25 protein-coding genes are annotated in these 24177 nt (G+C 65.0%); 9 read left to right on the forward strand and 16 right to left on the reverse strand.

What is annotated here, in order from left to right:
• Positions 1-32: 32 nt before the first annotated feature.
• Entirely contained in the window at positions 33-884 is an 852-nt protein-coding gene (locus tag HBE63_RS06255; protein WP_166903980.1) for a TIGR03619 family F420-dependent LLM class oxidoreductase, read from the reverse strand.
• A gap of 89 nt (positions 885-973) precedes the next feature.
• On the opposite strand from HBE63_RS06255, the gene HBE63_RS06260 reads away from it, so the two are divergent.
• Positions 974-2164, forward strand: a complete 1191-nt coding sequence (locus HBE63_RS06260; protein ID WP_166903981.1) for a cytochrome P450 — start codon at positions 974-976, stop codon at positions 2162-2164.
• 4 nt (positions 2165-2168) lie between these two features.
• Here the strand turns inward: HBE63_RS06260 and HBE63_RS06265 are convergent, their stop codons facing one another.
• Genes HBE63_RS06265 through HBE63_RS06285 form a run of 5 tightly spaced genes read right to left on the reverse strand, consistent with a single transcriptional unit; the run spans position 2169 to position 6347 of the window.
• Positions 2169-3098, reverse strand: coding sequence for a TIGR03564 family F420-dependent LLM class oxidoreductase (locus HBE63_RS06265; protein ID WP_166903982.1), 930 nt, complete (start codon positions 3096-3098; stop codon positions 2169-2171).
• Between the two features lie 29 nt (positions 3099-3127).
• Complete coding sequence (locus HBE63_RS06270; RefSeq protein WP_166903983.1) at positions 3128-3991, reverse strand: SDR family NAD(P)-dependent oxidoreductase; 864 nt, start codon at positions 3989-3991, stop codon at positions 3128-3130.
• Positions 3991-5340, reverse strand: coding sequence for a cytochrome P450 (locus HBE63_RS06275; RefSeq protein ID WP_166903984.1), 1350 nt, complete (start codon positions 5338-5340; stop codon positions 3991-3993). The genes HBE63_RS06270 and HBE63_RS06275 overlap by 1 nt, the downstream gene beginning before the upstream one ends.
• Positions 5337-5546: a ferredoxin gene (locus HBE63_RS06280; protein ID WP_166903985.1), complete on the reverse strand. Its 210-nt coding sequence runs from the start codon at positions 5544-5546 to the stop codon at positions 5337-5339. The genes HBE63_RS06275 and HBE63_RS06280 overlap by 4 nt, the downstream gene beginning before the upstream one ends.
• Positions 5547-5603: 57 nt before the next feature.
• A complete protein-coding gene (locus HBE63_RS06285) occupies positions 5604-6347 on the reverse strand; it encodes an SDR family NAD(P)-dependent oxidoreductase (protein WP_166903986.1) in 744 nt (247 codons plus the stop codon).
• 136 nt (positions 6348-6483) lie between these two features.
• On the opposite strand from HBE63_RS06285, the gene HBE63_RS06290 reads away from it, so the two are divergent.
• Positions 6484-7671, forward strand: coding sequence for a cytochrome P450 (locus HBE63_RS06290; RefSeq protein ID WP_166903987.1), 1188 nt, complete (start codon positions 6484-6486; stop codon positions 7669-7671).
• Positions 7672-7686: 15 nt separating this feature from the next.
• A complete protein-coding gene (locus HBE63_RS06295; protein WP_166903988.1) occupies positions 7687-8508 on the forward strand; it encodes a mycofactocin-coupled SDR family oxidoreductase in 822 nt (273 codons plus the stop codon).
• Positions 8509-8580: 72 nt separating this feature from the next.
• Here HBE63_RS06295 and HBE63_RS06300 read toward each other — a convergent pair whose 3' ends face one another.
• Genes HBE63_RS06300 through HBE63_RS06310 form a run of 3 tightly spaced genes read right to left on the reverse strand, consistent with a single transcriptional unit; the run spans position 8581 to position 11535 of the window.
• Complete coding sequence (locus tag HBE63_RS06300; protein WP_166903989.1) at positions 8581-10185, reverse strand: GMC family oxidoreductase; 1605 nt, start codon at positions 10183-10185, stop codon at positions 8581-8583.
• Positions 10182-10973, reverse strand: coding sequence for an SDR family oxidoreductase (locus tag HBE63_RS06305; protein ID WP_166903990.1), 792 nt, complete (start codon positions 10971-10973; stop codon positions 10182-10184). Before HBE63_RS06305 ends, HBE63_RS06300 begins: the two co-directional genes overlap by 4 nt.
• A gap of 7 nt (positions 10974-10980) precedes the next feature.
• Positions 10981-11535 (reverse strand): nuclear transport factor 2 family protein, encoded by a 555-nt coding sequence (locus HBE63_RS06310; RefSeq protein ID WP_166903991.1) that lies wholly within the window; start codon positions 11533-11535, stop codon positions 10981-10983.
• A 323-nt stretch (positions 11536-11858) separates the two neighbouring features.
• Here HBE63_RS06310 and HBE63_RS06315 point away from each other — a divergent pair, with 323 nt between their 5' ends.
• Positions 11859-12032 (forward strand): hypothetical protein, encoded by a 174-nt coding sequence (locus tag HBE63_RS06315; RefSeq protein WP_243858541.1) that lies wholly within the window; start codon positions 11859-11861, stop codon positions 12030-12032.
• On the opposite strand, the gene HBE63_RS06320 is transcribed toward HBE63_RS06315, so the two are convergent.
• The gene (locus HBE63_RS06320; protein ID WP_166903992.1) at positions 12029-12676 is read right to left on the reverse strand and encodes a TetR/AcrR family transcriptional regulator; all 648 of its coding nucleotides are present in this window, start codon (positions 12674-12676) and stop codon (positions 12029-12031) included. The two genes, HBE63_RS06315 and HBE63_RS06320, sit on opposite strands and share 4 nt — an antisense overlap.
• Before the next feature lie 94 nt (positions 12677-12770).
• Positions 12771-13949 (reverse strand): NAD(P)/FAD-dependent oxidoreductase, encoded by a 1179-nt coding sequence (locus HBE63_RS06325; RefSeq protein WP_166903993.1) that lies wholly within the window; start codon positions 13947-13949, stop codon positions 12771-12773.
• A 151-nt stretch (positions 13950-14100) separates the two neighbouring features.
• Here HBE63_RS06325 and HBE63_RS06330 point away from each other — a divergent pair, with 151 nt between their 5' ends.
• The 3 genes from HBE63_RS06330 (at position 14101) to nrdF (ending at position 17501) form a co-directional block, all read left to right on the forward strand.
• Positions 14101-14841, forward strand: coding sequence for a TetR/AcrR family transcriptional regulator (locus HBE63_RS06330; protein ID WP_166903994.1), 741 nt, complete (start codon positions 14101-14103; stop codon positions 14839-14841).
• A gap of 80 nt (positions 14842-14921) precedes the next feature.
• Positions 14922-16463, forward strand: coding sequence for an NAD(P)/FAD-dependent oxidoreductase (locus tag HBE63_RS06335; protein ID WP_166903995.1), 1542 nt, complete (start codon positions 14922-14924; stop codon positions 16461-16463).
• Positions 16464-16538: 75 nt separating this feature from the next.
• Positions 16539-17501, forward strand: a complete 963-nt coding sequence (gene nrdF, locus HBE63_RS06340; RefSeq protein WP_166909448.1) for a class 1b ribonucleoside-diphosphate reductase subunit beta — start codon at positions 16539-16541, stop codon at positions 17499-17501.
• On the opposite strand, the gene HBE63_RS06345 is transcribed toward nrdF, so the two are convergent.
• Positions 17502-18044 (reverse strand): hypothetical protein, encoded by a 543-nt coding sequence (locus HBE63_RS06345; protein WP_166903996.1) that lies wholly within the window; start codon positions 18042-18044, stop codon positions 17502-17504.
• Positions 18045-18183: 139 nt separating this feature from the next.
• Here HBE63_RS06345 and HBE63_RS06350 point away from each other — a divergent pair, with 139 nt between their 5' ends.
• Positions 18184-19557, forward strand: a complete 1374-nt coding sequence (locus HBE63_RS06350) for an alpha/beta hydrolase family protein (RefSeq protein ID WP_166903997.1) — start codon at positions 18184-18186, stop codon at positions 19555-19557.
• Between the two features lie 9 nt (positions 19558-19566).
• Here the strand turns inward: HBE63_RS06350 and HBE63_RS06355 are convergent, their stop codons facing one another.
• The gene (locus HBE63_RS06355; protein WP_166903998.1) at positions 19567-21018 is read right to left on the reverse strand and encodes an LLM class flavin-dependent oxidoreductase; all 1452 of its coding nucleotides are present in this window, start codon (positions 21016-21018) and stop codon (positions 19567-19569) included.
• A gap of 144 nt (positions 21019-21162) precedes the next feature.
• Here HBE63_RS06355 and HBE63_RS06360 point away from each other — a divergent pair, with 144 nt between their 5' ends.
• The gene (locus HBE63_RS06360; RefSeq protein ID WP_166903999.1) at positions 21163-21513 is read left to right on the forward strand and encodes a DUF3349 domain-containing protein; all 351 of its coding nucleotides are present in this window, start codon (positions 21163-21165) and stop codon (positions 21511-21513) included.
• 20 nt (positions 21514-21533) lie between these two features.
• On the opposite strand, the gene HBE63_RS06365 is transcribed toward HBE63_RS06360, so the two are convergent.
• From HBE63_RS06365 to HBE63_RS06375, 3 genes are all read right to left on the reverse strand, one after another.
• Positions 21534-22583: an NAD(P)-dependent alcohol dehydrogenase gene (locus HBE63_RS06365; RefSeq protein WP_166904000.1), complete on the reverse strand. Its 1050-nt coding sequence runs from the start codon at positions 22581-22583 to the stop codon at positions 21534-21536.
• 161 nt (positions 22584-22744) lie between these two features.
• Positions 22745-23020 carry a YciI family protein gene (locus HBE63_RS06370; protein WP_166904001.1) on the reverse strand — a complete coding sequence of 92 codons (276 nt, stop codon included), beginning with the start codon at positions 23018-23020 and terminating at the stop codon, positions 22745-22747.
• A 10-nt stretch (positions 23021-23030) separates the two neighbouring features.
• Positions 23031-24104 carry an iron-siderophore ABC transporter substrate-binding protein gene (locus tag HBE63_RS06375; protein ID WP_166904002.1) on the reverse strand — a complete coding sequence of 358 codons (1074 nt, stop codon included), beginning with the start codon at positions 24102-24104 and terminating at the stop codon, positions 23031-23033.
• Between the last annotated feature and the right edge of the window lie 73 nt (positions 24105-24177).

Genomic DNA, 24177 nt, shown 5'->3' on the forward strand with positions numbered 1-24177 from the left:
GTCGAGGACGGCATACCACCGCCGCGCTGGTTCTACCGGAGTTCGTCGACCATGTCCGCGTAGGCGTCCAGAAACTCCCACGTGGTGGACGGGTCGCCGCCCTTCTTGCGGCCGCCACCCAGCACAGCTCGGTTGAAGCCCAGGTCGCGGTAGCCTGCCAGTTTTTCCAAAGTCGGGTTGCCCCAGGCCATGATCGTGAGATCGAGGGTGGACGGATCGCGACCGGCGTCCTCGGCTGTCCGGCGGAAATCGGCCATGGCGGCTCCCACATCTCGGAATGCGGCATCGCCGGGGAGCCAGCCGTCGGCCCAGGCCAGGCATTCCCGAATCGCCTTGGGTCCGGTGGCGGCAGCCAGTAGCGGCGGACGCGGACGCTGGCTGGGCTTGGGATACGACCACACCGGGGCGAAGTCGTAGAACCCGCCGTGATACTCGGACTCGTCGTCATCCCACAGCGTCGTGAGCGCAGCCACCATGTCGGCCAGTGCGCGATAGCGGTCGGCCCATTTCACCGGGCTCGATGTCTCCAGTTCGGCCCGCGCGCCGACGCCCACGCCCAGCGTCACACGCCCGTTGCTCAAATGGTCAAGCGTCGCGACTTCCTTTGCAAACGTGAATAATTCGCGCTCCAGCGGAAGTGCCACCGCTGTTCCGAGCCGGAGCGTCTCGGTTGCCTGCGCAGCGGATAGCAGCGACAGAAACGGATCCAGAATCTGCTTCTGCGCAGCGAGCAGGGCAGGGTGGAACTGGTCCGCGGCAGCCAGTGGAATCTGCGGATGCTCACCGACCCACAGTGATTCGAAACCGCGGGACTCGAGCTCGGGCCCCAGGGTGGCCGGGCCGAGGTCTCGCGGCGTGTTCATCGAGACGAATCCCAAATCCATGACTCTCCTTAGCGGCAGTTTCAAATGCTGTACGATCGTACTGCACTGGCCGCCTGAGTGGCGATGGACAGATCGAGGAGCGCATCCGCATGGTGGAGACCACCGAGCTCTATTACGACCCCTACGACGTCGATATCGATGCGGACCCGTATCCGGTCTACAAACGACTTCGCAACGAAACGCCGCTGTACTACAACGAAAAGCGAGACTTCTGGTCGCTGTCGCGGATGGCAGACGTAGAGCACGCGCTGCGCGATGTCGAGAACCTCAGCTCGGCCAAGGGTGACATCCTGGAGGTGGTCAAGGCCGAGCCGGTCATGCCGCTCGGTGTCTTCATCAACGAGGATCCTCCGCTGCACACGGTGCACCGGCTCCTGGTGTCACGCGCCTTCACGCCGCGGAAGATGAAGGCCATCGAGGAACAGGTTCGTGACTTCTGCGCGAGATGCCTGGATCCACTGACCGGTGGCGATCGCTTCGATTTCATGGGCGATCTCGGAGCCGAGATGCCGATGCGTGTCATCGGGATGTTGGTCGGAATACCCGACGAATTGCAGCGCAGTGTGCGCAAGGTGGCCGGACGTAGGTTGCGAAACAACCCCGGTGAACCGCTGCCGGTGAGCAAGAACAACTACTTCAACGGCAACATGTTTCGTGAGTATGTCGAGTGGCGTGAAAAGAACCCGTCCGACGATCTGGTGACCGAGCTGTTGAATGTCGAATTCACCGACGCCGACGGTGCTGAGCGGAAGTTGAGCTCCGAGGAACTCCTGGTCTTTCTCGGAGTGATCGCCAACGCCGGCACCGAGACGGTGGGCCGGCTGTTCGGGTGGCTCGGAAAGCTGCTGGGGGAGCACCCCGATCAGCGACGCGAACTGGTCGAGGATCCGTCATTGATCCCGGGCGCCATCGAGGAGGTTCTGCGTTACGAGCCGCCGGTGCACGGCATTGCCCGCTATGTCGCCAAAGACGTGACGTATCACGACACGACGGTTCCAGCTGGTTCGGCGCTCCTGCTCGTTGCAGGCGCAGCCAACCGCGACGAACGTAAATTCGACGATCCCGATCGTTTCGATATCCATCGCAACGGCAACCATGTGAGCTTTGGCCGGGGTACACATTTCTGCCTGGGTGCGTCGCTGGCGCGCGTCGAGGGGCGGGTGGCACTCGAGGAGATTCTCAAACGGTGGCCGGACTGGACGATCGACGAGCAGAACGCCGAGCGTGCACCCACGGTGGCGGTACGAGGCTGGGACACCATGCCCGCCATCCTCGGTTGAGGATTCAGCCCTCTCGCGCCAGGGCGCTCAGCAGTGCCCTGGCACGCCGCACCGAGCCGGACCGGGTGGACCGATCGGGGCCTACGGCGACCGGTTGGGCCCACACATCGGTGGCTCCGGCGTCGAGCAACGACTGCAACTGATGTTGCACGGCGTCCTCGGAGCCGATGATGGCGACATCGGCCGCGCTGGAACCGCCACCGGCTCGAATAATTTGCTCGTAGTTGCGCATTCCTGCATAGGAGACTGCGTTTGCCGCCACCGCGTCTCTGGCTTCGTCGAGGTCGTCGTGTACCGCTACCGGTAGCCCGGCCACGATCCGGGGCCGGGACCGCCCGAATTCGGATGCTGCGGCGGTGAGAGTCGGGGTGATCCGGGACTCCAGCGCCTGACGAGAGGCCATCCACAGCACAACCCCGTCTGCGAACTGTCCGGCGATGCGCAGCATCCGGGGTGACAGTGCGGACAGCAGGAGTGGGACCGGGTGTTCGGCGCGGGCGGCGCGGCCCGCGGTGTGCGCGCTCCAGTCAGTTCCGGCGAAATTCACGTCTTCGCCGCGCAGCAGCGGGCCGATGATCCTCAGATATTCGGCGGTGTTGCGGGCCGGGTGGTCATAGGACAGGCCCAGCACATCGCGCACGATCGGCTCATGTGACGGCCCGAGGCCGAGCGTGAGCCCTGGCCGTCCCATGGCGTTGGCGGCCGCGATCACCCGGTTGCCCTGCAGCATCGGATGGCACGGATACGTCTGCAGCACAGCGGTTCCCAGCTCGATGGACTGCGTCGCGCGCCCGGCGATGGCCATCGCCACCAGAGGGTCGCCCGCGACACCACTGGCGTACCACAGGGCGGAGAACCCGTCAGCCTCGGCTTCCTGGGCCTGGGTGATCATCCGGTCAACTGACGCAGCACCGCCGGACAGTCCGATACGCATGGGTGCGGCTCCCTTTCTGGTGGCCCCGTTTATCGCATGATGTGGGCGTACTGCTCGTGTGGGTGGACGTCGAACATCGTCCGATACGACGGTGGCCGGCGACCTCCCTCGTCCACAATGCCGTACTTCCCGGCGAGTTCGGCACCGATCAGGGTACGGCCGCTGGACTCCATCAGATTCGGATCGTTGAACAACGCCCAGATCACATGGCCGGTGAGTTCAGGGGTCTCAGCGCTGTCGAGTATGTGGCCGAACTTGTCGGGCTTGGCGGCGATGATCGCCCGAACCCGTTCGGTCAGAAGCGAACCCATCCAGATCGATACCGCGGCGATATCGAACTCGCGGAAATCCACGGCCATGTCAGCGGCCATCTTGTCTACGCCGGCCTTCGGCACGCCGTAAGCCGGCCCGAAGGCGTAGTGCACCGAGCCCGAGGAAGAGGTGAATGCCACCAGACCCTTCCGCTGTGGCAGCATCAGGGGTGCGCAAAGTACCGTGGCGACATAGCTGCTGCGCAATCCGACGTCGAAGGTGTCCAACACACTCAGCGGCTCCTCCCAGAACTTGGTGCGGCCCATCATCTCGTCGCGGATTATCGCGGCATTGTTCACCAGGATGTCCACCCGGCCCTGCTCTTCGGCGATCCGGTCGAACAGTGCCTTGACCTGATCGTCGTCACTGTGGTCGACCCGTACGGCGATGCCATGCCCCCCGGCTGCGGTCACCAGCTCGGCGGTGTGGTGGATCGTGCCGGCCAGGGCCGAATCCCCCTGGTTCTCACTGCGTCCGGTGACATACACCGTGCAGCCATGACTTCCCAGCGCATGCGCGATACCCGCCCCCGCGCCGCGGCTGGCCCCGGTGACGACGGCGACTGGTCGGTCCTCGCCCATCAGGCGACGATCTCAGCCGCGGTTTTGAGCTCGGTGATCGGTCGGGCCAGCCCCTGCTCGTCGCAGATACGCTGCAGCTTGACCAACGTCTCCTCCAGGCCGGGGCCGAGGCTCCGGCCTGGAGTGAACTGTGCGGGCAGGTGCCGCATGCCTTGGATCACCCCGATGCTGTCGTAGTGCACCGTGCCTTCGGCCACGCATCGGTAGTCAGGCATCCGGTCGAGAACCGCGGTCAGCATCGACTTGAACACCGTCCTGGCCACATTCGAGCCGATGCACCGGTGTACTCCGAGCCCGAAGCTGAAGTGGCGGTTGTTTTTCCGGTCCATCACCAGGGCATCCGGATCCTCGAACAGTGACGGATCCCGATTGGCCATCGCCCAGGACAGCCACAGCCGCTCACCTTCACGCAGCGATGTGCCGTCCAGATCGATGTCCTCGGAGACGGTTCGAGCATCCCCGGGAGCGGGCGTGAAGAAACGTAAGAACTCCTCAGTGGCTCGGTCGAGCAGTACAGCACGTTCCGCACTCAACTGGGTGCGCTTATCGGTGTGCTGTGACAACCACTCCAGGGCATGCGCGGTAAGTGCGGTCGTGGTGTCGAAGCCTCCGCCGATCAGCAGATTCAGCATGCCGATCAACTCGATATCGGGCGGTGCCTCGCCGTTGATGCGCAGTTTGGCCAACGCGTCGATGATCCCGGGCCGTGGATTGTCCCGTACCTCAGAAAGATTGGTGAACAGGTCGATCCCCATCGTCAGGTACAGGTCGCGCACGCGGGCCGCGTCCGGGGAGTCCGGTGGCGTGTAGACCGAGGCGTGCGCCGGCTCGTTGTAGATCGTCCACTTGTCCAGCCGCACACCAAGCATGGCCAGGGTGAGCACCGCCGGCACCACATTGGCCAGGTCGTCGACGAAATCGATGTGCCCGGTCTCGATCCGGTCATCAATGCAGGCCCGCACGATCTCGTCGATGAACGGGGCCCAGCGCTTGACCGCGGCGGGGGACAGGTACGGGTTGAGTGCGGTGCGGTAGAAGCGGTGTTCCGGATCGTCCATCTCCAGCATGCCGCCACGAAACCCCTCTGCCTCCAACATCGTCGGAATGGAGATGCCCTTGTAGCCGCGGCGTTCGTTGTGTACATCGTGGTCGTTGGACACATGCGGGCAGCGGGCCAGCTCGAACACCTGGGGACCGCCTGCGGCCACCCAATGCCCGTCGTAGGTATCGGTCCAGGCGATGGGGCACTTCTGCTGCATCTCGTGGGTGATATCGAGGAAGCTCTCGCGATAGTCGGCACCGTGGCGGTCGAAGTGGTACCTGGCCGCTGGGTCGGTGGGGGCGTTCATTGTTCGGTCTCCGGGGTCAGGAGGTGGATGGCCTGTTCCGGGCAGGAACGAACCGCCTCGTGCACGTGCTCGTGATACTCGGTTGCGACGGCGTCGACGGCCACCTGAGCGTGGCCGTCGGTGTCATCGAGTTCGAAGATTTCCGGCGCGATCATCGCGCACAGGGTGTGGCCCTGGCACCGTGACGTGTCGACTTCTGCTTTCACCGTTGCTCCTGGATGGAATCTGGATTGGCTGAATGTGATTGGTCCGTGTCTGCCGAATCAGGTGACCGCTCCACCATTGACGCCGATGACCTGGCCTGTGATGTATCCGGCGTCTTCCGCTGCCAGGAACGAACACGCCGCCGCCACGTCCTCGGGGCGGCCCAGCGCTCCGGCCGGGATCGCCTGGTTCAGGTACTTGTCCAGCGGCAGTTTCCCGGCGGCCTGCTGCTCACGCAGCATCGGCGTTTCGATCGCAAACGGAGGCACGGTGTTGGCGGTGATGCCCTTCGACGCGTAGTCGAGTGCCACAGTTTTGGTGAGCGCGATGACACCACCCTTGGCTGCGGAATAGTGCGCCTGGCCCTGTGCACCCTTCTGGCCGGCCGCCGAGGAGATCGTGATGATCCGCCCCCACTGCGCGGGCACCATGTCTTCCAGCGCGGTCCGAATGCACAGGAACGTCCCCGTCAAGTTGACCGCCAGATAGCGATTCCACTGATCCAGGGTGATCTTGTCGAGGCGGGTGAAACCCGAGATGGCCGCGCTGGTCACCAGAATGCCGACCGGATCCAGTTGGGTGCGGACCGAGTCGAAGACCTGCGCGACGGCATCCTCGTCCGACACATCGGCGCCGAGGGCGATGGCTCGACCGCCCGCCGCCTCGATCTCGGCCGCGACCTTGCCTGCAGCTTCGGCGTTGAGATCAAGAACAGCAACATGTTTGCCGTCGGCAGCAAGTCGGATGGCGATTGACCTGCCAAGTCCCGATCCACCCCCGGTTACTACCGCTACCCGGCTCATTACCCAGTTCCTCCTGTGCGCCTCGCCACATTCCACTGTACAGATGTATAGCGGATGCCGATGTTCGACACAAGCCGCTGTACGTATGTATAGCATTGCCTCTACACTCGTGCTGACTTCGAGGAGGAGAACGGCTGTGAGCGACCTCTATTACGACCCGTGGGATGTCGACATCGATATCGACCCCTATCCGACGTACCGCCGGCTGCGGGACGAGGCCCCGGTGTACTACAACGAACGACACGACTTCTGGGGCATCAGCCGGTACGCAGATGTAGACGCGGCCCTGAAAGACACCGTCCGGCTCAGCTCGGCCAAGGGTGACATCCTCGAGGTCGTCATGACCGACCCGGTGATGCCTCCGGGAATCTTCATCAACGAGGACCCGCCGCTGCACACGATTCATCGCGCGATCGTGTCCAGAGCCTTCACGCCGAAGAAGATGCGCGCCATCGAAGACAAGATTCGAGCTTTCTGCGTGGCGTGCCTGGACCCGCTCGTCGGCGGAGGCAACTTCGACTTCGTCGAGGACCTCGGCGCCGAGCTTCCGATGCGCACGATCGGGATGCTGGCCGGTATCCCCGACTCCGAGCAGCCCGCGGTGCGTGAGCATGCCAACCAGGTGCTCCGCAATGAACCGGGTAAGCCGATGCAGATCAAGAAGGATCGCTACTTCACCGGAGAGATGTTCGGCGAGTACGTCAAATGGCGGGAGAAGAACCCGTCCGACGACCTGATCACCGAGCTGCTCAATGTCGAGTTCGAGGACGAGACCGGAACCACCCGCAAGTTGGCCAAGCAGGAACTCATCGTGTTCCTTGCGGTGGTGGCCGGCGCGGGTGTGGAGACAACCGGCCGGCTGTTCGGGTGGATGGGCAAAGTGCTGGCTGAACATCCCGATCAGCGAAAGGAACTAGCCGAGAACCATGGCCTGATTCCAACGGCGATCGAGGAGTTGCTCCGCTTCGAACCACCGGGGCCGCACGTGGCGCGCTACGTCGCCACCGACGACGTGGTGTTCCAGGGTCAGGTGGTGCCGGCGGGCAGCGCCCTGCTGATGATGCTGGCATCGGCGAACCGGGACGAGCGCCACTTCGATGAACCCGACCGGTTTGACATCCACCGAAAGCCGGGTGGTCACTTGACATTCGGTCGCGGTGCGCATTTCTGCGTCGGATCGCCGCTGGCCCGGTTGGAGGGGCGCGTCGCACTCGAAGAAGTACTCAAGCGCTGGCCAACCTGGGAGATCGACATGTCAGGCGCACGCCGATCACGCACCTCCACCGTGCGTGGCTGGGACACCATGCCGGCCATCGTCGGCTGAGGAGAAGGGAACATCGTGACACCACCAGAACGCCACGTCGTCGTCATCACCGGGGCCGCGCGCGGTCAGGGCCGCAGCCACGCGGTGGCGCTGGCCGAGGCCGGCGCGGACATCATCGCCGTAGACCGGTGCGCCGACATCGACTCCATCCCCTACCCGTTGGCCACCAAGGAGGATCTGGCCGAAACCGCCCGCCTGGTGCGGGAGGCGGGAGGCCGAATCGAGACCGCGGTCGCCGACGTGCGGAACCTGGCCGACCTGCGTGCGGCGGTGGACGCCGGGATCGCCGCCTTCGGTGAAGTCGACACCGTGGTGGCCAATGCCGGTGTGGTCGGCATCGGGCTGGGGGAGACGCTCGACGAACAGGTCTACTCCGACATTGTCGACACCAATCTGCGCGGAGTGTGGAACACCATTGCGGCTACCGCGCCGTCGATGATCCGCCGGGGCACCGGTGGTTCGATGATCCTGATCTCCTCGATGCAGGGCCTGGTTGGTCGCGGCGGCGACGGCAGCGCCGCCACTTTCGCCTACGCCGCCTCCAAGCACGGTGTGGTGGGCCTGATGCGCTCGGCTGCGTTTGCCTACGCTCAGCACAGCATTCGGGTGAATTCGGTGCATCCGACCGGGGTGGCCACGCCGATGATCTTCAATGAGCACATGGCCGAGCTCTTCGCGGCCAACCCCGAGGGCACCGGGATGGCGGGCAATCTGCTGCCGGTGCCCTTCGTCGAACCGCTCGATGTCACCAATGCGGTGGTGTTCCTGGCCGGTGAGAAGGCCCGCTACATCACCGGGGTGGCCCTGCCCGTCGACGCCGGTTTCGCCGTCATGTGACGCACCGACTTCCCCGCGATGCCAATCGGCGCCGGAGCCACCATCGCGGTGGCACCGGCGCCGATGTAGTTGTCAGGAGCGGTCTTCGAGGATGAAATCGGCGGCCCGCCAGGCCATCGCCATGATCGGCCCGTTGAGGTTGCCTGCCACCATGGTCGGCATCACCGAGCAGTCGACCACACGCAGGCCGTCCGCGCCGCGCACCCGCAGCCGGCTGTCCACCACCGCGTCGTCGTCGGGACCCATCGCGCAGGTGCCCACCGCGTGATATCCGCTGAATCCACCCTCAAGTGCGGCATCGACAAGCTCCTCGTCGCTGATCGCCGCCGGGCCAGGGTAGGTCTCGGCGCTGATCCGGTCCACGATGGGCTCTTGGCCGAAGATCTCCCGCATCTTGCGCAGCAGATTGGCCGTTGTCTGCCGATCCTCGTCGGTGCCGAGGTAATTGGGATCGATCAGCAATGGCGCACTCGGGTCGGATCCGGTGATCTCGCAACGACCTTCCGCGGTCGGACGCAATGCCATTCCGAGGCAGGATGCGCCAGGGGCTCGCTCGATCTTGACCGGCTCCCCGGTGTTGTAGGCCGGGATGGTCCACGGGCCGAGCATCAGCTGGGCGTCGACCCGCTCGGCCTCGGGCCGTGACTTGACGAATGCCACGATATCGAACGCCGGGGCGGCCAGCGGGCCCTTCCGGGTCGCCAGATACCGTGCCCCGGTTTTCGCCTGGGCCAGGTTGCTCGACAGCTGTCGGTTATAGCCGAGGTCGGCGTTGAGCCGGAACCGCATGGCGGCGCAACGATGTTCGCGAAGACCGCGACCCACCCTGTCCCGGTCGAGATAGACCTCGACACCGGCGGAATCCAGCACCTCCCTGGGGCCGATCCCGGACAGCTGCAGCAGTTTCGGGCTGTTGAGGCTGCCCATGGAGACGATCACCTCGCGGTTGGCCCGGATTTCGGTGCGACCGTGACGGTTTCGCGTCACCACGCCGACCGCCCGGTTGTTGTCGAACAGGATCCGATCGACCGAGGTATTGGTCACCACGGTGAGATTCGGCCGCCCCATGGCCGGCTTGAGGAATGCCCGCGAGGCGCTGACCCGGCGGCCGTTCTTGATGGTCGACGTGGTGTAGCCGATCCGCTCCTCGTCGGATTCGTTGATGTCCTGTACCTCGGTCAGGCCGGCCTTGACCCCGGCGGCCAGCATCTCCCGGCACAGCGGATCAGGATCGCGCGGAACCGAGATGTGCAGCGGCCCACCCGCTCCGCGCGTCGGTGATGACCCGAACTGATTGTCCTCGAAGGACTTGAAGATCGGCAGGATGTCGTCCCAGCCCCAGCCCGGGTTGCCCAACCGTTCCAACTCGTCGTAGTCGGCGCGGTTTCCGCGGTTGTAGACCATTCCGTTGACCGAACTCGACCCGCCGAGCAGCTTGCCGCGCATCCAGGTCTCGACATGCGAACTCGGCCCGAAGGGGATGGTCTGATACTGCCAGGTGTACTTCTCGTTCTCGAACACCAGACCTGCGCCCTTCGGGATGCTGAACATCGGGCTGCGATCGCCGCCGCCCGCCTCGATCAGCAATACCGATACCGACGGGTCGGCAGACAGCCGGTTGGCGAGTACGCAGCCGGCGGATCCGGCGCCGGCAATGATGTAGTCGTAGCTGGTCATAGCTCCCTCGATGCAACCGGAACGTTCAGTCGTAGGTCGGCGCCGGTGACTGCGGTGAAAGTCATTGGCCAGGCTGGCTTTCCGTGTTGGGCCACCCAGCACGCCCCGGTTTCCCTGATAGGTGCGGTGGCCGCCGTGAGCACCGCGTCGGCGATCGCGTCGGGCTCCATCACCGGTACCCCGATGCGCTCGACCAGCTTCCGTCTATCGCCCAGCACCCCGGTTTCGGTGATCCCGGGGCAGATGGTGTGGACCGCGATACCCTCGGGCGCCAGGTTGGGTGCTATCGACCGCATGAACCCCACCACGCCGTGCTTGCCGAGGCTGTAGACGGGGTCAGGATGCCAGGGCATCAGGCCGGCCAGTGAGGCCGTGGCCAAAATCGCCCGGTCCGGCACGCTCCCGCAGGATCGCATCGTCTTGACGGCCACAGCGGCGCCATAAACCACTCCGTCCAGGTTCACGCCGACCGACTTGCGGTACTGGTCAAGGTCCAGTGCTCCGATGTCGCCCGACCAGTGAATAGTGATGCCTGCGTTGAGGAATGCCAGATCCACGCTGCCGAGTTCGTCAACACAGCGGGAGAAGGCAGCCTCGACCTGGCCGGGATCGGACACGTCGCAGGCGAACCCCAGACCATTGAACGACTGGGCCACGGTCTCGGCCGCTTTGCCGTCGATATCGACCACACAGACCCGCATGCCTTCGGCCGCCAGCCTCAGCGCCGATGCCTTGCCGATGCCCGAGGCCCCGCCGGTGACGAGCGCTACATTTCCGACGAGCTTCATCTGATGGTTACCAGCGATTGACCGGTGCGCCGTCCATGGATAGCGGCCGCTGATACGACGCGTCGGTCTTGTCCCAAGTACCCTTGATGAACCCGGCGACAGCGCCGGACTTCAGCAACGAGGTATCGCCGTTCATCATCCATTCGATGGTGCACCGGCGCAGCGCGATCTTCCAGACCCCATCACGGCGCTCCAGGCGGTCGATGTAGCGGCCGCCCATCAACGAGACGATCTTGCCGCCCTTGGCGCGCATGGCGCCGATGACATAACTCTCGGCGTGCGCGACATCGCCGTCGATCTCACAGGTGTGGGTGGTGATGTTGTGCAGGTGGTCCTCGAAGACTGCCGTATGTGCTCCATTGGCCCATTCGCCGTACTCCGGACCGGTTTTGACGGTGGGGCCGTGCTCGTCGATGCCGTCCTCGAAGTACACGCTGCCCATGAGTTCGGCGTCGTGGCGGTCGTGGCCGCGGGATTGATTCATGATCAGGTCAATGATCGCGAACCGGTCCTCGACGTACTGCAGACGCTGACGGAGTTGATCAAGGTCATCGGCGGGCATGGGCCGTCCTTCCTCTGGGGGTGAATGCTGGATAAGTTGTACAACTGTATAGCACGGTGGTGGGGCGAGACGGCAAGTGTCAATTCGACTGCACCCCTCGGGCCGATGCAATACAGTCGTACAGCATCGGGGTTCTCGGTAGTCGGAGGAGATGGAGCTTTGATGGATGCGCTCGGGCACAACTTCCACGGAAGCTGGCGTCACCCCGACGCTCGCAACCGTGAGTTCAAGGGTTTCGACCTATGGATGGATCTGGCGAACAAGGCCGAACAGGCCAAGGTCGACGCGCTTTTCTGCACCGACGTGATGGGCGTGCAGGGGCAATGCCGCAGAGCTACGAGGAGTTCTTCGAGCATCTGGTGCCGGTGCTTCAGGACAAAGGCCTGATGCAGCGGGAATACCAGCCAGGAACCCTGCGGGAGAAGCTGTTTGGAACATCGTCGGGTGACATTTCCGAGCGGCACCCGGCGCACGGATACCGCGGAAAGTTCTGTTAGTCGGCGGTCTTCTTGGTACGACGGCGAGCCGCGGACGAACGCTTTGTTGGAGTTGTCCGCGGCTCGACGGCGTCCAGTTGATCCTCGAACGCCTTGGTCAGCTCGCCATGGGCGGTCTGGACACCGATACCCTTCTCCAGGTTCAGGAATTTCGGCAGGCTGGAGATCAGTAACTGCAACGCCGGCAGCGACAGATCGCCGACTGGCCGCGCGTCCTCACCGAATCTGGCTGTCAAAGCGTCCAATTGGACTTTCCGGGCGGACTCGGTGACAGAGGCTATCTCAGTCTGGATCGACTTGCGATGGTTGCCGAGGGCCATGAACTCGGTCATCAGCACACCGGTGGCCTCATCCCAGTTGTACTCCCACAGCGCACGCAGCGGATCGTCGGAGCGCTTGCCCAGGATCTTGTTCAGATACGCGAGATTGCGTTGGGAGTAGCGGGAGATCGCGGCCACGAAGATGTCGTCGAGGGTCGGGAAGTAGTACTGCACCAGGCTCGGCGTGACACCCGCCTTGGTGGCGAGGGCGCGGTAGGTGACGCTGGCATAGCCGTCCTCCAGCATCATCTGCTCGACGCAGTCAAGAAGCGTGTCGCGCGTTTTCGACGTTTCGGCGCCGACGCGTCGGCCAGATGCTGCCATGGACTCCTCGCTCGATCGGCTCTCGCCATTCTGACACCCGATCGCCGGATATGGCGCAACTATGCCCGTCGGGAAACGTCGTAGTCGTGCGCCGCTACGTGTGCTGCGGGCTCTGCGCCTTCTTGTACAGCGACTTGAGCAACATGTCCCGGAACGTGTGGTTGTCCAACGCCTTCAGGCCCGCACCCGCGACCGCGGGCATCCCGGCGAGCTTGTTGAAGAACCGACCGCGTCGGTACTCGCTGCCCCAGGCGGCACGCATCCGTTGCTCGTAGTTCGTGAAGTCGTCGGGTCCGCCGTTGGTCAGCGCGGCAATCGCGCATTCGCCTGCGGTCAAACCGGATTCGAGCGCCTTGGAAATGCCGGCCCCGGACACCGGCTTGCCGGCACCCAGCGAATCTCCGACGAACAACACGCCGGGACGCCACGGTGGCCACGCCGTGAAACCCATCGGCAATCGCCAGGCCCGCACGCTCTTGTTCTTCTTGAGCTCCTCGATCGCCGGCAGTTCCCATTCGGCCGGCAGGGTCCGCAGGAAGTCGCCGAGGAACTGCGTGGCGTTGATCGACTGCCAGTTCTTGTAGCTGTTCACGTAGCCCAGGCCGATGTTGAACCGGCCACCGCCCATCGGGAACACCCAGCCGTAGCCCGGCAGCTGATCGCCCTGGAACAACAGCTTGAGGTAGATCTCGAAGGCGTCGGAGTCGGGACGGTTGGCGTGCATCTCGGACCGGATCGCGATGGCCGAGTAGCCGTTGTACTCGGAGTCGATCTTCAGGGCCCGCTTGATGGGGGAGTAGGCACCGTCGGCCGCGATGACCGCATCCCCATATACCTTTTCGCCGCTCTTGAGCACCACGCCGATCACGCGTCCCTTGGCGTCGAACTCGGGCCCGGCGACCTCGGCGCCCTGGCGCACCTCGGCGCCTGCCGACTCGGCGTGCTTGAGCAACAGTGTGTCGAGTTCGGTGCGGCTCACGGTATGGCCGTGGTCGGGCATGCCGGGGCGACGCGGGAAGGACAGCTCCCACTCGCTGGGGCTGAACACGGTCACCTTGTTGACCCGATGGAACTTGGAGACCTCGTCGGCCAGGCCCATCTTCTGCAGGTAGCTCACCGCGCGAGCGGTGAGTCCATCGCCACAGGGCTTGTCGCGGGGAAACTCCGCCTTGTCCAGGACCAGCACCTTGGCGCCGGTCTGAGCGGCCTGCCACGCCGCGGCCGACCCCGATGGGCCGCCACCTGCTATGACCAGGTCGTATCGCTGCGTCATGAGCCTCGTCTCATTGATTGACTGTGGCTGCGATAGTACCCAAGCCAGGTGTCGAGGGCTGGACGGGCGAACGGCCGGGTCAAACGGCAAAACCGCGTGTCATGAGGCGGTCTGGGCAGGTCAGCACTATCAGGGCGCGTACAGTGATCGCGTGCGGCGAACGTCGAGACCACATTCCAGCGATGGCACGGGTGTCAAGGTTGATGCCCGTAGCGAGCGCTGGCGTGAGCACCGTAAGAAAGTGCGTTCGGAAATCGTCGACGCCTCGTTCCGGGCGATTGACCGGCTGGGCCCCGAGGTCAGCCTGCGTGAGATCGCCGAAGAGGCCGGTACCGCCAAGCCAAAGATCTACCGTCACTTCGCCGACAAATCGGACCTGTTCCAGGCCATCGGCGAGCGACTGCGCGACATGTTGTGGTCCGCGATCTTCCCGGTGATCAACCTGGGTGCCGACCCGGCCCGGGAAGTCATCCGACGCAGCGTCGAGCAGTACGTCAGGCTCGTCGACGAACACCCGAACGTGTTGCGGTTCCTGATCCAGGGCCGGTTCGCCGAACAGAGCGAATCGACCATGCGCGCACTCAACGAAGGCCGCGGCATCACCCTGGCGATGGCGGACATGTTCTCCAACGAACTGCGCGAGATGGAACTGGACGGGGCGGCGATCGAATTGGCCGCGTTCGCCACGTTCGGTGCGTGCGCGTCGGCCACGGACTGGTGGCTCGGCACCGAGGAGGACAGCCCGCGCCGGATGCCGGCCGAGGAGTTCGTCAACCACCTGACCACCATCATGGTCGGTTCCATCAACGGCACCTGTGAACTGCTCGGCATCTGGATCGACCCGGACCTGCCGCTGCATGAAGGTGTCCAGCGTCGCCAGCACGCCAGCTGACCGCCTCGTTGACAGCTGACTCCCACGTCCGGAGACTGGGAAATATCCGGTACCGCCGTTCCCAGAAAAGGACCTGAGCTATGACGGCTGCCCAACCCTCACCACAGGGTCAGCAACCCATCCGTACCCGCGCCCTGGTCATCGGCAGCGGGTTCTCGGGGATGGGGATGGCGATCGAACTGCAACGTCGAGGTGTCGACTTCCTCATCCTGGAGAAGGCCGACGAGTTCGGCGGGACTTGGCGGGACAACACCTACCCGGGCTGTGCCTGCGACATTCCGTCGCACATGTACTCATTCTCCTTCGAGCCGAAGGCGGACTGGAGCCACATGTGGTCCTTCCAGCCTGAGATTCAGGACTACCTGCTCGGCGTGGCCGCCAAGTACGGGCTGCGCCGCTACACCCGGTTCAACACCCACGTGGACCGCGCCCACTGGGACGAACAAGAGCTGCGCTGGCACGTGTTCAGTGACACCGGCCAGGAGTTCATCTCCCAGTTCCTGGTGTCCGGGGCCGGCGGGCTGCACATTCCGCAGATCCCGGAGGTTGAAGGACGCGAGGATTTTGCCGGCGCGGCTTTCCACTCCGCGGAGTGGGACCACAGCGTCGACCTCACAGGCAAGCGGGTCGCAGTGATCGGCACCGGTGCGAGCGCCATCCAGATCGTGCCCGAGATCGTCAAGGACGTCGCCGAGCTGCACCTCTACCAGCGCACCCCGGCCTGGGTGATGCCACGGGTGAACAACAAGTTCCCGCAATGGATTCGGCGCTTGTTCAGCTATGTGCCCGGCACCCGCGCGGCCATGCGTGCCGCCATCTACTGGATCCACGAGGGCGTCGGCTTCGCCATGACGCAGCAACCGCGGCTACTCAAGATCGGCGAGGCGATGGGCCGCTACAACATCAACCGCAGCATCAAAGACCCCGAGTTGCGCCGCAAGCTCACCCCGAGCTACCGCGCCGGATGCAAGCGAATTCTCAACTCCGACACGTACTACCGCGGGATTGCCAACCCCAAAGCCCAGGTGATCACCGAGTCGATCACCCGGATGACACCGACCGGCATCGTCACCGCCGACGGCGTCGAGCATCCGGCGGACGTGGTCGTGTGGGCCACCGGCTTCCACGTCACCGACTCCTACACCTACGTCGACATCAAGGGTGCCGGCGGCGAGGATCTGGTGGACCGCTGGAACCGCGAGGGCATGGCAGCCCACCGCGGCGTCGCGGTGTCCGGTATGCCCAACCTGTTCTTCCTGCTCGGGCCGAACACTGCACTGGGCCACAACTCGGTGGTGTTCATGATCGAATCCCAGATCCGCTACGTCGGTCAGGCGATCGCCGCCGTCGACCATGCCGGAGCGGCCGCGCTGTCGCCCAGCCCTCGCGCGCAGGCGGAGTTCAACGCCGAGCTGCAGCGCGATCTGGCCGACACGGTGTTCAACACCGGTGGTTGCCGGAGCTGGTACATGGACGCCCACGGCGTCAACCGGACCCTGTGGAGCGGCATGACCTGGCAGTACTGGCTGGCAACGCGCAAGCTGGACGTGAAAGAGTTCGACTTCATCGATGAGGCGCGCGACACGAAGACACAAGGTGTTGCGGTCACCGCGGGTAGCTGACCCCAGGGGTAGTGTCGTGGGTACTGTCCGGCAAACAAAACAACCTGGTGAAGTGGGGTTCTGGTGAGCGAAGGCATGAAGCTGATCGACCGTGTCTCAGCGATCAACTGGAACCGGCTCCAGGATGAGAAGGACGCCGAAGTCTGGGATCGGCTCACCGGCAATTTCTGGTTGCCGGAGAAGGTGCCGGTGTCCAACGACATCCCGTCGTGGGGAACGTTGACCGCGCACGAGAAGCAGCTGACCATGCGGGTGTTCACCGGCCTGACGCTGCTGGACACCATCCAGGGCACGGTCGGTGCAGTCAGCCTGATCCCCGATGCGCTCACCCCGCACGAGGAAGCCGTCTACACCAACATCGCCTTCATGGAGTCGGTGCACGCGCGCAGCTACTCCAACATCTTCTCCACGCTGTGCTCGACAGCCGAAATCGATGACGCGTTCCGCTGGTCGGAGGAGAACCCGAACCTGCAGCGCAAGGCCGAGATCGTCATGCAGTACTACAAGGGTGACGAGCCGCTCAAGCGCAAGGTGGCCTCCACACTGCTGGAGAGCTTCCTGTTCTACTCGGGCTTCTATCTGCCGATGTACTGGTCCAGCCGGGCCAAGCTGACCAACACCGCCGACATGATCCGGCTGATCATCCGCGACGAGGCCGTGCACGGTTACTACATCGGCTACAAATACCAGCGCGGCCTGGCCCTCCTCGACGAGGAAAGGCGTACGGAGCTCAAGGATTACACCTACGAGCTGCTGTTCGAGCTCTACGACAACGAGGTCGAATACACCCAAGATCTCTACGACGAGGTCGGGCTCACCGAAGACGTCAAGAAGTTCCTGCGCTACAACGCCAACAAGGCATTGATGAACCTCGGCTACGAGGCGCTGTTCCCCAAGGACGAGACCGACGTGAACCCGGCGATCCTGTCCGCGCTGTCACCGAACGCCGACGAGAACCATGACTTCTTCTCGGGCTCGGGTTCCTCGTACGTGATCGGTAAGGCCGTCAACACCGAAGACGAAGACTGGGACTTCTAGCTAGTTGGCGTACGGGTTGCGCCCCTCGCCGGTATTGAGCAGCAGTGGGTTGTTCACATCGAGGACGTGGCTGCCGCCCGGGCTGAGGACGAACCCGGCTCCGTCAAAGGAGTTGTTGCACATCGTCACTGTGCCGTCGGTCCCACACGTCACATTGCGGAAGCTGATGCGAGTCCCGGGCAGCAGCCGGTTGGGCAGCCCGTCGAACACGAACAACGGACGGTTGTCGCTGACAAACGTCGGCGGCCCCTGCTGTGCGCCGGTCACCGCGTTGGCCCCATCTGGTGCTGCGGGCAGCGGACCGCTGCAGCCGTATTTGCCTGATCCGCGGCCGATCGCGCACGCGATATCGCCCGGCACCGCGAATGCGTAGTACTCGCCGTTCTGCATCGCGAAGTCCGACGGCTTCACCGGGGTGAGCGCGTTGAGATTGAGCGGCGGCGGGGGCGGAGGTGGCGGCGGGTCCGCTGCCGCCACGCCCGGGAAACCAAGGCCGGCGCCGACCGCCGCGCTCACCAGGGTCGCCAGCATCAACCTTCTCATCACGCCACTGTAGAGCGTCACTACCTGGCACGCGGCGGTGCCCAAGCGTACAGTGCCGCCCGGTCACCGCCGCGTATTCGGTCTCCCGCTCAGCGTCTTTCCAGCGAGCTGACAGCCGGCGCTGATATCAAAAGAACCGATGCACCAGCTCATTGCGCAGATCTCGCTGATCCACGGCTGGTTCCCGGTAGTCGTCCAGCTGATCGCTGCGCTGCTGCTGGGCGCCGCCGTGGGCTGGCGTTCGTCACGCTGGCGCGCCCGGTTGTTGCCGGCACTGGTGGTCGGGGCGGCCGCGTTGGCAGGTGTGGCGTACTGGTACATCGACTCGATCGGGGTGGCCGGAAACGCCGGCCCGCCCGAGTTGTGGCTCTGGATCGCGTTGACCGCCTTGGCGTTCGGCGTCGCCATCGTCGGTTGGGTGAGTGCGCGATGGTGGCGACGCGCCGCCTCGGTAGCCGCGATCGGGGTGTGCGGGCTGGCCTGCGCACTGACGCTCAACATCTGGGTCGGGTACTTCCCGACGGTGGACGGCATGTGGAAGCAGCTCACCTCGAGTCCGCTACCGGGGCAGACGGACCGGTTGACCGTGACGAAGATGCAACTGGCGCACTTCCGGCCCACGAGTGGGGTGCTGGTCCCGGTGACCATCGACTCGCAGGCTTCCGGGTTCGGCCACCGCGGTGAACTCGTCTACCTTCCGCCGGTGTGGTTCGCCAGCACCCCGCCACCGAAACTCCCGACAATCATGATGATCGGTTCGCAACTGAACACCCCGGCCGACTGGCTGCGCGCAGGCAACGTGCTGGGCATCCTCGACGGGTTCGCGGCTGCGCACGGCGGCAACGCTCCCGTGTTCGTGTTCGTCGATGCCACCGGTTCATTCGCCAACGACACCGAGTGCGTCAACGGAACCCGGGGCAACGCCGCCGACCACCTGACCAAGGATGTCGTCCCGTACCTGATCTCGAACTTCGGGGTGCGCGCTGATCGTGACGGTTGGGGGATTGCGGGCTGGTCGATGGGCGGCACCTGTGCGGTGGACCTCACGCTGATGCATCCCGGCATGTTCCGGTCGTTCATCGACATCGCCGGCGACCTGCGTCCGAACGCGGGGGACAAGACGCAGACGATCAACCGTCTGTTCGGCGGGGATGCCGACGCCTGGGCGGCCTACGATCCGGTCACAATCATGCGTCGGCACGGACCGTACTCCGATGTGACGGCGTGGTTCGAGGTGCCGCACCACGGCGGGGTGACGCATGACCCCACGGCCAACCCAGAGGCCCAGGACGTCGCCGCGACCACGCTGTGCGAGGCGGCGCGCGCCGAAGCGATCACGTGCTCGGTGCAGACCGCGCCTGGCCGCCATGACTGGGCGTTCGCCACCAACGCCCTCGGTGCCGCTCTGCCGTGGCTGGCCGGGCAGCTCAACACCCCCGGCGTGGAAAAGGCCCAACTACCGGCGTCGACGTTGGAGAAGCAGCCCTCGTCGGTCCAGGCCGCGCCGCGCTGACCGGCGAACCTACCGGCCCCGCGCGGGCTGGGCAGCGGTCGACGCCGACGAGGACGGCAGTGTGGACGGGCGCTCGATGATCGTCGAATTCGGCCCGCCCACACGGTAACTGGCTCCGCGGTGCTCAGCGGCCAGGCGATCGCCGTGCCCCAGCAGCTTGTTGCGCAAACTGCCCGGTGCGTACGCCGACTGGTAGGCGCCGCGCTCGGTGAGCACCGGAACGACGTGGTCGATGAACTCGGCGAACGAGCCCGGCGTGATCGCATACGCCAGGTTGAAGCCGTCGACGTCGGTCTCCTCGACCCACTCCTGCAGGGTGTCGGCGACGTGCACACCGGACCCGACGATGCGCGGCCCCATGCCGCCGATCTCACCCCACTCCGCGATATCGCGCACGTTCCACTCACCACCCTGGTCCGAGGCGGACTGAAAGGCCTTGACCGCGGACAGGATTGCATTGGAATCGACGTTGCCGATCGGCTCGTCGAGGCCGTACCGGGCCAGGTCCACGCCCATCCACCCGGACATGAACACCAGGGCGCCCTCGGGATCGCCGTACGCCAGGTATTCGACATGTCTGGCGTGGGCTTCTTCGTCGGTCTCCCCGGTGATGACGGTGGTGAGATTGAAGATCTTGGCCGAGTAGGGATCCCGGCCGGCCAACTCGAGCTCGGCGCGGATCGTGGAAACCGTCTCGCGTAGAAGGGCTTTGGTGGGTGCGGCGGTGAAGATGGCCTCGGCGTTCTCGGCGGCGAAACGAACTCCGCGTGGCGAGGAGCCGGCCTGGTAGATGACCGGCGTGCGCTGCAGTGACGGCTCGGCCAGATGCACCCCCGGAACACTGAAATGTTTTCCGGCATGGCCGATGTGGTGCACCTTGGCAGGATCGGTGAAGACACCGCGTTCGGCATCGCGCACCACCGCGTCGTCCTCCCAGGAGCCCTCCCACAACTTGTAGAGCACCTCGAGGTACTCGTCGGCGTGGTCGTAGCGCGCGTCGTGCGCCGGCTGGTCGGTCTGGCCCATGTTGCGCGCCGCAGCAGGAAGATATCCGGTGACGACGTTCCAGCCGACCCGACCGTTGGTCAGATGGTCCAGTGTCGACATCCGCCGGGCGAAGGGATAGGGATGTTCGAATCCGGTCCCGGTGGTGATGCCGAAGCCCAGGTTCTCGGTCACGAGCGCCATCGCCGACACCAGCAGCATCGGGTCGCCCACCGGGATCTGCGCGGCCTGACGGATCGCCGCTTCATCACTGGCGCCGTACACGTCGTAGGTCCCCAGCACATCGGCGATGAACAGGCCGTCAAAACGCCCGCGTTCCAACAACTTCGCCAGTTCGGTCCAGTAGGTGATGTCCTTGTAGCGCCAGGACTGGTCCTCGGGATGGCGCCAGAGTCCGGGGGACTGATGGGCGACGCAGTTCATGTCGAAGGCGTTGAAGCGGATCACGCGAGTCACTGCGCCGAGAGTGCCCGGACGCCGGGAGGCGGTCACCGGTTGCGCTCAGCGGGATTGTTTTTGGTGGTGAATCACCAATGAATGCCCAACCAACTGTCGGCGCGTCCAGTGGTGGGTCGGCCGGGCAGCCGCGAAACTTACTGGGTGTCAACCAAGTCGTTGCTGATCTCGGTCCTGAACTGGCTGCGGGCCGGCTATCCGGAAGGGGTTCCGGGCACCGATCGGGTGCCGCTGCTCGCACTGTTGCGGGCCACCCCACTCACCGAGGAGCAGGTGGCCGAGGTGGTGCGCATCATCGCCGAGGCCTCAGCGCCCGCCGACGTTGATGATCCCATCGAGCGCGACGACATCGCGGAGTTCATCGCCGAAGTCACCGACCACGACGCCGGCCCGGAGAACATCGCGCGGGTGGCGGCAAAGCTGGCCGCTGCGGGCTGGCCATTGGCCGGCGTCGAACTCCAGTCCGACGCCGGCCGTGGCTCAGATGGCCAATAAGGCGTTGACGTGGGTTCCGATTAGCCGCGCAGCGAGGCGGTATCGATCACGAAGCGGTACCGCACGTCACTGGCGAGCACGCGCTCGTAGGCCTCGTTGATGTAGTCCGGCTGGATGACCTCGATCTCCGGGGTCACGTTGTGCTCGGCGCAGAAGTCGAGCATCTCCTGGGTCTCCGGGATGCCGCCGATCATCGAACCGGACAGGCTGCGCCGCATACCTGCCAGCGGGAACGGCGGAACCTCCATCGCATGCTCGGGCATGCCCAGCTCCACCAGGGTGCCGTCGACTTTGAGCAGGCTCAGGTAGGCGCCGAGGTCGAGGTTGGCCGACACGGTGTTGAGGATCAGGTCGAACTTGCCGGCCAGCTTGCCGAAGGTGTCCGGGTCGCTGGTGGCGTAGTACTCGTCGGCGCCCAGGCGCAGGCCGTCTTCCATCTTCTTCAGCGACTGCGACAGCACGGTGACGTGCGCACCCATCGCGTGCGCGAGCTTGACGCCCATGTGGCCCAGACCGCCCAGGCCGATCACGGCGATGTTCTTGCCCGGCCCGGCGTCCCAGTGCCGCAGCGGCGAGAACAGCGTGACGCCGGCGCACAGCAGGGGAGCGGCCTTGTCCAGCGGGATGCTGTCGGGGATGCGCAGCACGTAGTTCTCGTCGACGACGATCGCGCCGCTGTAGCCGCCGTAGGTCGGCGTGCCGTCGCGCTCGGTCGAGTTGTAGGTGCCGATCATGCCGCTGCCGGTGCAGTACTGCTCAAGACCGGCCTTGCAGTTGTCGCATTCCCGACACGAGTCGACGAAACAACCGACGCCGACATGGTCGCCGACCTTGTACTTGGTCACCTCCGCGCCCACCTCGGTGACGACACCGGCGATCTCATGGCCGGCGACCACGGGGTAGTTCGGGGTGCCCCACTCGGCCTTCACGGTGTGGATGTCGGAATGGCAGATGCCGGCGAAATGGATGTCGAAGGCCACGTCGTGCGGCCCGACCTCGCGGCGGGTGATGGTGGTCTTGGCCAGCGGTTCGGTCGCCGAGTTGGCGGCATAGGCGTAAACAGTGCTCATCAAAGCCCTCTTTGCTCGTCGTCTTACGTGTCCCGGAAAAGATTAGTCCGGTTAACTGATCACCGCCTGTGACGGCAGTCCGCAGCGTGCAACGACGCAGGCGGCACCGGTAATCCCGCTACCGCCTGTGACATATCTCCCGGATCGAGGCCGGGATGCGGTCAGAGCCCGGGTGCGCGGAAGGACGCGTTGAACGACACGCGCTCGCAGCGAACCAGGCCCGCCAGGGTGTAGGGATCGCGGGCGATCACGTCCTCGACTTCGTCCTCGCGGAGGTCTCCGGTGATGAGCACCGCACCGGTCGCCGATTCCAGACGCCCGGCCAGCAGGATGCGGCCCGCGGCCACTTCCTCCTTGAGCCAGGCGACATGGGCCGGGCGGGTCTGATCGACGATGTCGAGGGGCTTGAGGTAAGTCGTGGTGAGGACGTGGAACACGTTCGTGAGATTAGTTGATGGGCGCGTTGACCCAGCGCAGATCATCGAGGATGCCGCGGGCGGCCACGATGTTCTGGCCCGCCTGCCAGACCTCGTTGTTCACCACGAACACCCGGTTGTCCTTGGCCGCCGACAGCGCCCGCCAGGCCGGGCTCTGGAGGATCTTGGGCGCGTTGTCCCGGGCTGCTGCGGACGTGAACGAGACGTAGACGATGTCTGCGTCCGCGCTGCGGTAGTCGGCGTCGGCGGTGCCGAGCTCTTCGTAGGGCTTGTCGGTAAACCGTTGCGCGGCAGGGCGATCCAATCCCACCGCAGCGAGCACACTGCCCGGGAAAGTGTCGGCCCCGTACACCCGGACGGTGTTCTCGGTCAGCTGAACCACTGAGGCCTGGAAGTGCGGGGCGTCGTTCTTCGCGCCGGTGTCGCGGGCGGCGTCGTCGAACTTCGTGATCAGGTCCGCTGCGGCGTCCTTGCGGCCCGTCGCCTCACCCACCGCACGCAACGTGTCACGCCAGGCGGCGCCGGGCGCACCGGTGAACACCGTCGGGGCGATCGCCGACAGTGCGCCGAAGGACGCAGGAGTCAGCGCCGCCGAACCCAGGATCAACTCCGGGTCGGCAGCCTTGACGGCATCCAGGTCCGGCGCGCTCCGACTGCCGGCCGGAGCCACCCCGTGCACGACGGCGCCCAGATAGGAGGACACCTCGGACGAGCCTTCGGGAAGCGCGGCCGCGACGATCCGGGACTGCAGGCCCAGCGCGCACAACGCGTCCAGCTGGTCGCCGGACAGTGCAACGATGCGCTGTGGGTCGCCGCGCACCTCGGTGGACTCGGGAATATCGGCGCCGTCGGGGCGCGCGTTGCGGACCTCCCGCGCCGATTGATCGGCGGCCGCGGGCTCGGCCGCGCAGGACTCGTCGGGCTTGCGATCATTACCCAACACGCCGGAATCGGCGATCTTGGTGACGCTGGTCGAGATCGAAGTCTGTGACTGCGGCGTCTGCTCCGCCGAACTGCATCCACTGGCGAGTGTCGCGGCCGCGGCGATCACCGCGACTGCGGCGCGGGGTCGGTTGATCAGCACCGGGCGACCGTAACATTCATGGCTTTGCCGCTGGTCAGGACCTCGCCATCGAAAGTTGCGACTCCGGGGCGCG

Source organism: Mycobacterium sp. DL440 (assembly GCF_011745145.1).
Lineage (GTDB): Bacteria > Actinomycetota > Actinomycetes > Mycobacteriales > Mycobacteriaceae > Mycobacterium.

What these genes read in the sequence shown, in the direction of transcription:
- HBE63_RS06255 (WP_166903980.1), bottom strand. Translation starts at nt 884, where the DNA reads ATGGATTTGGGATTCGTCTCGATGAACACGCCGCGAGACCTCGGCCCG.
- HBE63_RS06260 (WP_166903981.1), top strand. Translation starts at nt 974, where the DNA reads ATGGTGGAGACCACCGAGCTCTATTACGACCCCTACGACGTCGATATC.
- HBE63_RS06265 (WP_166903982.1), bottom strand. Translation starts at nt 3,098, where the DNA reads ATGCGTATCGGACTGTCCGGCGGTGCTGCGTCAGTTGACCGGATGATC.
- HBE63_RS06270 (WP_166903983.1), bottom strand. Translation starts at nt 3,991, where the DNA reads ATGGGCGAGGACCGACCAGTCGCCGTCGTCACCGGGGCCAGCCGCGGC.
- HBE63_RS06275 (WP_166903984.1), bottom strand. Translation starts at nt 5,340, where the DNA reads ATGAACGCCCCCACCGACCCAGCGGCCAGGTACCACTTCGACCGCCAC.
- HBE63_RS06285 (WP_166903986.1), bottom strand. Translation starts at nt 6,347, where the DNA reads ATGAGCCGGGTAGCGGTAGTAACCGGGGGTGGATCGGGACTTGGCAGG.
- HBE63_RS06300 (WP_166903989.1), bottom strand. Translation starts at nt 10,185, where the DNA reads ATGACCAGCTACGACTACATCATTGCCGGCGCCGGATCCGCCGGCTGC.
- HBE63_RS06305 (WP_166903990.1), bottom strand. Translation starts at nt 10,973, where the DNA reads ATGAAGCTCGTCGGAAATGTAGCGCTCGTCACCGGCGGGGCCTCGGGC.
- HBE63_RS06310 (WP_166903991.1), bottom strand. Translation starts at nt 11,535, where the DNA reads ATGCCCGCCGATGACCTTGATCAACTCCGTCAGCGTCTGCAGTACGTC.
- HBE63_RS06315 (WP_243858541.1), top strand. Translation starts at nt 11,859, where the DNA reads ATGCCGCAGAGCTACGAGGAGTTCTTCGAGCATCTGGTGCCGGTGCTT.
- HBE63_RS06320 (WP_166903992.1), bottom strand. Translation starts at nt 12,676, where the DNA reads ATGGCAGCATCTGGCCGACGCGTCGGCGCCGAAACGTCGAAAACGCGC.
- HBE63_RS06325 (WP_166903993.1), bottom strand. Translation starts at nt 13,949, where the DNA reads ATGACGCAGCGATACGACCTGGTCATAGCAGGTGGCGGCCCATCGGGG.
- HBE63_RS06335 (WP_166903995.1), top strand. Translation starts at nt 14,922, where the DNA reads ATGACGGCTGCCCAACCCTCACCACAGGGTCAGCAACCCATCCGTACC.
- nrdF (WP_166909448.1), top strand. Translation starts at nt 16,539, where the DNA reads ATGAAGCTGATCGACCGTGTCTCAGCGATCAACTGGAACCGGCTCCAG.
- HBE63_RS06345 (WP_166903996.1), bottom strand. Translation starts at nt 18,044, where the DNA reads ATGAGAAGGTTGATGCTGGCGACCCTGGTGAGCGCGGCGGTCGGCGCC.
- HBE63_RS06350 (WP_166903997.1), top strand. Translation starts at nt 18,184, where the DNA reads ATGCACCAGCTCATTGCGCAGATCTCGCTGATCCACGGCTGGTTCCCG.
- HBE63_RS06365 (WP_166904000.1), bottom strand. Translation starts at nt 22,583, where the DNA reads ATGAGCACTGTTTACGCCTATGCCGCCAACTCGGCGACCGAACCGCTG.